9 protein-coding genes are annotated in these 7,709 nt (G+C 62.0%); 5 read left to right on the top strand and 4 right to left on the bottom strand.

Annotated features, from left to right (window positions below):
• On the bottom strand, positions 1-369 hold a 369-nt coding region (locus tag BUE21_RS09020), incomplete at its 3' end, for a helix-turn-helix domain-containing protein (RefSeq protein WP_234971096.1).
• A gap of 146 nt (positions 370-515) precedes the next feature.
• Between BUE21_RS09020 and BUE21_RS09015 the strand changes: the two genes are divergently transcribed.
• From BUE21_RS09015 to BUE21_RS08995, 5 genes are all read left to right on the top strand, one after another.
• Positions 516-1,004, top strand: coding sequence for a DUF4124 domain-containing protein (locus BUE21_RS09015; RefSeq protein WP_073356351.1), 489 nt, complete (start codon positions 516-518; stop codon positions 1,002-1,004).
• 124 nt (positions 1,005-1,128) lie between these two features.
• Complete coding sequence (locus tag BUE21_RS09010) at positions 1,129-1,746, top strand: riboflavin synthase (protein ID WP_073356350.1); 618 nt, start codon at positions 1,129-1,131, stop codon at positions 1,744-1,746.
• 41 nt (positions 1,747-1,787) lie between these two features.
• Positions 1,788-2,957, top strand: coding sequence for a COX15/CtaA family protein (locus BUE21_RS09005; protein ID WP_073356349.1), 1,170 nt, complete (start codon positions 1,788-1,790; stop codon positions 2,955-2,957).
• 142 nt (positions 2,958-3,099) lie between these two features.
• Positions 3,100-3,999: a heme o synthase gene (gene cyoE / locus BUE21_RS09000; protein ID WP_073356348.1), complete on the top strand. Its 900-nt coding sequence runs from the start codon at positions 3,100-3,102 to the stop codon at positions 3,997-3,999.
• A gap of 12 nt (positions 4,000-4,011) precedes the next feature.
• Positions 4,012-4,659, top strand: a complete 648-nt coding sequence (locus tag BUE21_RS08995) for an SCO family protein (protein WP_084523089.1) — start codon at positions 4,012-4,014, stop codon at positions 4,657-4,659.
• A 103-nt stretch (positions 4,660-4,762) separates the two neighbouring features.
• On the opposite strand, the gene cyoD is transcribed toward BUE21_RS08995, so the two are convergent.
• From cyoD to cyoB, 3 genes are read right to left on the bottom strand one after another with little or no spacing between them, the layout of a single operon-like run.
• Complete coding sequence (gene cyoD, locus BUE21_RS08990) at positions 4,763-5,095, bottom strand: cytochrome o ubiquinol oxidase subunit IV (protein WP_073356347.1); 333 nt, start codon at positions 5,093-5,095, stop codon at positions 4,763-4,765.
• Positions 5,096-5,097: 2 nt separating this feature from the next.
• Positions 5,098-5,730 carry a cytochrome o ubiquinol oxidase subunit III gene (gene cyoC / locus BUE21_RS08985; protein ID WP_073356346.1) on the bottom strand — a complete coding sequence of 211 codons (633 nt, stop codon included), beginning with the start codon at positions 5,728-5,730 and terminating at the stop codon, positions 5,098-5,100.
• Between the two features lie 2 nt (positions 5,731-5,732).
• Entirely contained in the window at positions 5,733-7,706 is a 1,974-nt protein-coding gene (cyoB, locus tag BUE21_RS08980) for a cytochrome o ubiquinol oxidase subunit I (protein ID WP_073356345.1), read from the bottom strand.
• Between the last annotated feature and the right edge of the window lie 3 nt (positions 7,707-7,709).

The raw sequence follows: 7,709 nt of genomic DNA, 5'->3' as shown, positions 1-7,709 counted from the left end.
ATGCGCTGGTGGTGTATTCGGCAGACTGTTTACCGTCCTTGCGCCTGAACTGCGGGTAGCGGGCACGCTTGGCGAAGAAATGGCCAAAGGCGGTTTGCAGATGCCGCAAAGCCTGCTGCACCGGCACGCTGGAGACTTCGTTGAGCAAGCGTATTCGGGCTGCTTTTTCAGGGCAGTCAGGGCCGCAGACATGGCGTGATACCCGACACGCTCTTGCCGCTGCATCCAGGCATCGGAGCGCAGGCGCAGCATGTGGTTGTAGGCAAAGCGGGCACAGCCGAACGTGCGGGCAAGCGTCAATGCTTGCTCGGGCGTGGGATAGAACCGGAATCGGTAGGCGCGTTTGATGTCCACTCGTGCATTGTCCATAAACCACATTAAGATAGCAATTCCAGAAAGGAAGCGAGAGAGGGGCACTCTTTGAGTGCCGCGCTATCCCTGCCCGGCATGAAGGCCGGGGGTTCTCGCGCGAATCAATGACACACACAATACGCAAGGCTGGATGGATTCTTGGAATGACGGTGGCTCTGTGGCCACTGTCTGGCGCATGGGCGCAATGGCAATGGGTGGATGAAGGCGGTCGCACGGTGTACAGCGACCGGCCACCACCGATTTCCGTGCCCGAGCGCAATATTCTGCGGCAACCGCGTGGTGCGGCTCCGACTGTGCCGGTGAGTCCCGCCACGGCACCGGATGCCACCGAAGCCACAACCCCGGCACCACCGAATGCGAATGCACCTGAACTGGCCATAGACCCCGAACTCCAGAGGAAAATGGAAGCGGAAGACAAGGCGCACCAGGAAGAAGAAGCCGCCGTGCAGGCCCGCAACCAGCAGATCAAGGCACTCAACTGCGCCAATGCCCGCCGCGCACTGGCACAACTGGAGCCGGGCCGCCGGGTCAGCACCATCAACGAAAAAGGCGAGACCGGCTTCATGGACGATGCCTCCCGCGCCCGTGAACGCGAATCGGCACAGGCAGTGGTTCGCGAAAACTGCGAATAGCCTGCCGCACCCCGTACCCCCGCCATGCCGGTATCATGACGACAGAAGGTGCGTCGGCATGACCCGACGCACCGCTGGCAACGGCATTCAATAGATTCGGCACTCACCAAAACGGGAAGTTCTCATGTTCACCGGCATCATCACGGCCATTGGCCGCATTCAATCCATTCACGATCTGGGCGAGGGCCTGCAATATGGCAAACGCCTGCACATTGGCACGCCTGCGCATTACCTGGACGATGTGGGACTGGGCGACAGCATCGCGCTGAACGGTGCCTGCATGACGGTGACATCGCTGGACAAGGCGGCATCGGTATTCAGCGTGGATGTGTCGGCAGAGTCGCTGGCGCGCACCACCGGGCTGGATGTGCAGGGCGAGGTGAATCTGGAAAAAGCCCTGGCGGCGCACGACCGGCTGGGCGGGCACATTGTGTCTGGCCATGTGGATGGCATTGGCCATGTCAGCCGCTTCGAGGCAGTGGGCGAGAGTTTCGAGCTGCGCATTCGCGCGCCGCGTTCTCTGGCGCATTACCTGGCCTACAAGGGTTCCATCACGGTGCAGGGTGTGAGCCTGACGGTGAATGCGGTGGAGGATTTGCCCGATGCCTGCGAGTTCAGCATCAACCTGATTCCGCACACCGTGGAGAACACCGCGCTCCAGCATTTGAAACCGGGCAGTGCGGTGAATCTGGAAGTGGATGTGATTGCCCGCTATGTGGCACGGATGCTGGGCAAGGAGTGAGCAGGTTGCCGGATTGACACGATGGACAAGGAAACCACCCCATGAATGAGGCTGTGGCACTCTACAACTGGAGTCCACTGGTGCAGATGCTGCTGCTGGGGGCATTGATTGGCTGCATCCCGCTGGCGTGGCTGTGGTGGCGGCATCGCCATGCCAGTGCGTCGGGCTGGGCGCAGGCACTGGTGCTGCTGACACTGTTTCTGACCTTCGACCTGGTGCTGTTCGGAGCGTTCACGCGCCTGACGGATTCGGGACTGGGCTGCCCGGACTGGCCCGGCTGCTATGGCAATGCCAGCCCGGTGGGGGCGCGGCACGAGATCACTGCCGCGCAGGAGGCCATGCCCACGGGGCCGGTGACGCACAAGAAAGCCTGGATCGAGATGATTCACCGCTATCTGGCCACCAGCGTGGGCTTTCTGATTGTGGTTCTGACGGCTCTGTCGTGGCGGCACTGGCTGCGCCTGCGTCGGCAACGTCGGCAGGGGCAGGAAGTGGTGCGGTCGCTGGCTCCTGCGGCAGATGCGGGGGCGGGCGTGCATCCGGCCTGGGCGAGCTTCACGCTGTTCTGGGTCTGCCTGCAAGGGGCATTCGGCGCGTGGACGGTGACGATGAAGCTGTTTCCGGCCATCGTCACGCTGCACCTGCTGGGCGGCATCGTGCTGCTGATGCTGCTGTGTGTGCAGGCGGTGCGCGGAGGCAGCCTGCCGCGCGTGGCCGTGGGGGCAGGATTGCGCGCCCTGATGTGGGCCTCGCTGCTGCTGCTGATGCTGCAAATCGCGCTGGGCGGCTGGGTGAGCACCAATTACGCGGTGCTGGCCTGCTCGACGTTCCCCGACTGCAATGGCGCATGGTGGCCGGAGATGGATTTTGCGCAGGGTTTTGAAATCTGGCGCGAGCTGGGCAAACAGCGCGATGGCGAGTACCTGGGCTTTGCCGCACTGGTGGCGATTCACTACACGCACCGGCTGGCCGCCTATCTGGTGATTGCGGTGCTGGCATGGCTGGCGGTGCGCCTGTGGCACCTGCCGGGCTTGCAGCGGCAGGCCCGCTGGCTGCTGGCCCTGCTGCTGTTGCAGTTCCTGACGGGGCTGAGCAATATCGTGCTGGGCTGGCCACTGCTGGCAGCGGTGCTGCACACGGGCGGGGCAGCGGCCTTGGCGGTCTTATTGACCAATGTCATAATGCGAAGCCGTGTACAAAACACCGCATGAGCCGCATGCGGGCCAGTGCATCGTGACCTGCACGACACCTTGACATTGCACTGCGCCTGCTGTGTATGCCCGCAGGCCACAGCGAGCACATTTTTTCCGTCCCCCCACACAGTACACGCACGGCCGCCACAGGAGCACTCCGATGACAACAAAAGCAACCGCGCAACCTTCCACCTCGCGCCTGGCGCAGTTTTATGTTTTGACCAAGCCCCGCGTGGTGCAGCTCATCGTGTTCTGCGCCTTCATCGGCATGGTGCTGGCCGTGCCACAGTGGCCGACGGGCGACGAATGGCTGCGCATGGCCGTGGCCTGCGCGGGCATCTGGCTGGTGGCAGCGGCAGCGGCGGCCTTCAACTGCCTGGTGGAAAAAACCATCGATGCGCGCATGAAGCGCACGGCCTGGCGGCCCACGGCACGCGGCGAGCTGACCACGGCACAGGCCCTGGGGTTTTCGGCGGCCCTGTGCTGCGCTGGCTGTTTTGTGCTGCTGGCCTATGTGAATGCACTGACCATGTGGCTGACGCTGGCCACCTTTGTGGGCTATGCCGTCATCTACACGGTGATCCTGAAGCCGCTGACCCCGCAGAACATCGTCATCGGTGGGGCATCGGGAGCCATGCCGCCGGTGCTGGGCTGGGCGGCCATGACCGGCACGGTCGGCCCGGAAGCCTGGCTGTTGTTTCTCATCATCTTCATCTGGACGCCACCGCACTTCTGGGCACTGGCCCTGTACCGCGTGGACGATTACCGCCGCTCCGGCCTGCCGATGCTGCCCGTGACCCACGGCCAGCAATACACCGCCCGCCACGTCTTTCTGTACACGCTGGCCCTGCTGGCCGTGACACTGATGCCCGCAGGCTACGGCATGAGTTCCTGGCTGTACCTGGGCGTGGCCTTCGTGCTCAGCAGCATCTTCTGCGTCTATGGCTTCTTCCTGTGGCGCGATTATTCCGACGCGCTGGCGCGCAAGACTTTCCGCTTCTCGCTCTGGCATTTGAGCGGGATTTTCACGGCCTTGCTGGTCGATCATTTTCTTTTGTGAGGTAAACGTCTGATGCAAGCAGGCTCCCCCGTTTCTTCTTCGCACACCGTCACGCGCCGTGCCGTGCTGGGTTTCACCACAGCCCTGGCACTGGGCCTTGCCGCCTGTGGCAAGAGCGATGCGACGGCATCCAAGGCCGCCCCCAGCTTCAATGCCGTGGACCTCAGCGGGGTGAGCTATGCCCAGAACTGGGCCATGCCCGATGCCGATGGCGTGCGCCGCACCATGAAGGATTTTGAAGGCAAGGTGGTGCACATCTTCTTCGGCTTCGCCCAGTGCCCCGACATCTGCCCGACCACGCTGCTGGAAATGGCCGAAGTCAAGCAGGCCCTGGGAGCGGATGGCGACAGGCTGCAAGTGCTGTTCGTGACGGTGGACCCGGAGCGCGACACCCCCGAAATCATGCGCGCCTACGTCACCGCCTTCGACCCCAGCTTCAAGGCCCTGGTAGGCACGCCCGAAGAAGTGGCCACGATGGCGCGCGACTTCAAGGTGTATTACAAGAAGGTTCCGGGCAGCACACCCGACTCCTACACCATCGACCATTCGGCCGGCAGCTACCTCTACGACCCCAGCGGCAAGCTGCGCCTGTATGTGAAATACGGCACGCCTGCCGACCAGATCACGCAGGACATTCAGGCCTTGCTGAAGTCTTCGTAATCACCAATTGGCAGTGAGGGGGCAAGGCCCCGCTCCATACGCTGAACCGCTCCCGGTTCAGCGTTTTTTCTTTTGTGCGCATGTGGCGATGCCACACATCCATTCAATTGATCATCATGTGGTAGTGCATGCTCCAGATGATCCAGATTGACAACGCCACGACGATGAACAGGATGACCAGCGTGAAGACGAAGCTGGCCAGGTTCCAGCCGCCTTCCGAAGACCGGTTCATGTGCAGGAAGTACACCAGTTGCACCACGATCTGCGCGACCGCGAAACCGACCAGCAACAGCAGCGTCAGTGGCCGGGACAGCACCGGGTGCATGACCAGCGCGAACGGGATGATGGTCAGGATGGCGGACAGAAAGAAGCCGGTGCGATAGGACTTCGCGCTGCCGTGGCTCTCGCCAGCGCGTGTCGTGGAAACATGGGACATGGTCAGAAAACTCCGAACAGATAGACGAAGGTGAAGACGCAGATCCACACCAGGTCCAGGAAGTGCCAGAACAGGCTCAGGCAGGAAAGCCGCGTCACGTTGGTGGGCGTCAGGTCCCGGCGTTGGATCTGGTGCATCAGCACGCCCATCCAGATCAACCCGGCCGCCACATGCAAGCCATGCGTGCCCACCAGGGCAAAAAAGGCCGACAGATAGGCACTGCGTGTCGGCCCGGCACCGATCGAGATCAGGTGATGGAATTCGTAGAGTTCCATCCCGATGAAGGCCGCGCCCAGGGCGAACGTCACGCCCAGCCAGCGCAATACGCCATGTTTGTCGCCACGGTGCATGGCCAGCATCGCCCAGCCGTAGGTGATGCTGGAGCACAGCAGCAGGAAGGTTTCGGTCAGGATGAACGGCAGCGAAAACAGTTCCTGGCCGGTGGGGCCGCCTGCGAAGGCGTTGCTGAGCACCGCGAACGAGGCGAATAGCGAACCGAACAGGATGCAGTCGGACATGAGGTAAATCCACATGCCCAGAACCTTCATCGAGCCTTGGTCATGGCCATCGTGATGGCCGTCGTGAGGGGATTCATCCTGTGCCGCATGGGATGGTGGATAGGTGGTGCTTGACATGCTCAGCCCTTGTACTCAATTGCGCCAGTGCGCTGGTTCTCGATGCGCGCGACTTCCTCGGCAGGGACGTGGTAGTCGGTATCCTCGTCATAGGAGCGCACGATGAACGTGACGATCATCGCCAGAAAGCTGGCACCGGCCAGCCACCAGATGTGCCAGACCAGGGCGAAGCACAGCAGCAGAATCCAGACATTGACGACGAAGGGAACCCCGGTGTTGCGCGGCATGTGAATCGGCTCGTACCGCTCGGGTGGCGGCGGCAGGCCGCGCTTCTTGGCTTCATGGAAGGCATCGAGCGAATCCACCTGGGGAACCACGGCGAAGTTGTAGAACGCGGGCGGCGATGCCGTGGCCCACTCCAGCGTGCGCCCATCCCAGGGGTCGCCTGTCAGGTCCAGATTCTGTTTGCGGTCACGAATGCTGACGAAGACCTGCACCAGCATGAAAACGATGCCCGCCAGCACGAACAGCGAACCGGCAAATGCCACATACAGGTACGGTTGCCAGGCCGGGTTGTCGTACTGGTTCAGCCGCCGGGTCATGCCCATGAAGCCCAGCATGTACAGCGGCATAAAGGCCAGGTAAAAGCCGATCACCCAGCTCCAGAACGAATACTTGCCCCACCGCTCATTGAGCTTGAAGCCGAATATCTTCGGGAACCAATAGGCCAGGCCGGCGAAGTAGCCGAACAAGGCCCCGCCGATGATGGTGTTGTGGAAGTGCGCGACCAGGAACAGGCTGTTGTGCAGCACGAAGTCGGCACCGGGAATGGCCAGCAGCACGCCGGTCATGCCGCCGATGGTGAACGTCACCAGGAAGGCGATGGTCCACAGCATCGGCGGCGTGAATTCGACGCGCCCGCCATACATGGTGAACAGCCAGGTGAAGATTTTCACGCCAGTAGGAATGGCAATAATCATGGTCATGATGCCGAAGAAGGCATTGACGCTGGCACCCGATCCCATCGTGAAGAAGTGGTGCAGCCAGACGATGAACGACAGGATGCCGATCGCCAGGGTCGCCCCCACCATCGACGTGTAGCCGAACAGCTTCTTGCGCGAGAACGTGGCGGTGACTTCCGAAAAGATGCCGAATGCAGGCAGCACCAGGATATAGACCTCGGGGTGGCCCCAGGCCCACACCAGGTTCACGTACATCATCGGATTGCCGCCGAGCGTGTTGGTGTAGAAGTTGAAGTCGAGGTAGCGATCCAGCGTCAGTGCGCCAAGTGCCACGGTCAGGATCGGGAACGCGGCAATGATGATCACGCTGGTGACGAACACCGTCCAGGTGAACACCGGCATCTTCATCAGCGTCATGCCCGGCGCGCGCATTCTGAGAATGGTGATGAACAGGTTCACGCCGGTCAGCAGCGTTCCCAACCCCGACGCTTGCAGTGCCCAGATGTAGTAATCCACCCCGACACCCGGACTGAACTCAATGCCCGACAGCGGCGGATAGGCCACCCAGCCAGTCATGGCGAACTCGCCAACGGCCAGCGAGATCATCATCAACGCCGCGCCGACCACGAATACCCAGAAGCTGAAGGCGTTCAGGAACGGAAACGCCATGTCCCGCGCACCGATCTGCAACGGCACGATGATGTTCATCAGGCCGACCACCAGGGGCGTGGCCACGAAGAAGATCATGATCACGCCGTGGGCGGTGAAAATCTGGTCGTAGTGCTCGGGCGGTAGAAAGCCCTCGCTGCCCGGCCCTGCGGCGGCCAGCTGGGCGCGCATCATCAGGGCATCGGCAAAGCCACGCACCAGCATCACCAGTGCCACGACGATGTACATGATGCCGATGCGTTTGTGATCGACGGTGGTGAACCAGTCCCGCCAGAGCGGCCCCCAGAGCCTGTAGTAGGTGGTGACCCCCAGCAATGCCACGCCACCCAGGGCCATTGCAATCAGCGTGACGACGATGATCGGGTCGTGCGTGGGCACCGCATCCCATGTCAGTTTTCCGAACATGCG

Origin of the sequence: Lampropedia hyalina DSM 16112, from assembly GCF_900129055.1 — a bacterium.
Taxonomy (GTDB): domain Bacteria; phylum Pseudomonadota; class Gammaproteobacteria; order Burkholderiales; family Burkholderiaceae_C; genus Lampropedia; species Lampropedia hyalina.
The sequence above is the reverse complement of the archived record's forward strand: the minus strand, read 5'-3'. Positions and strand labels throughout refer to the sequence as shown.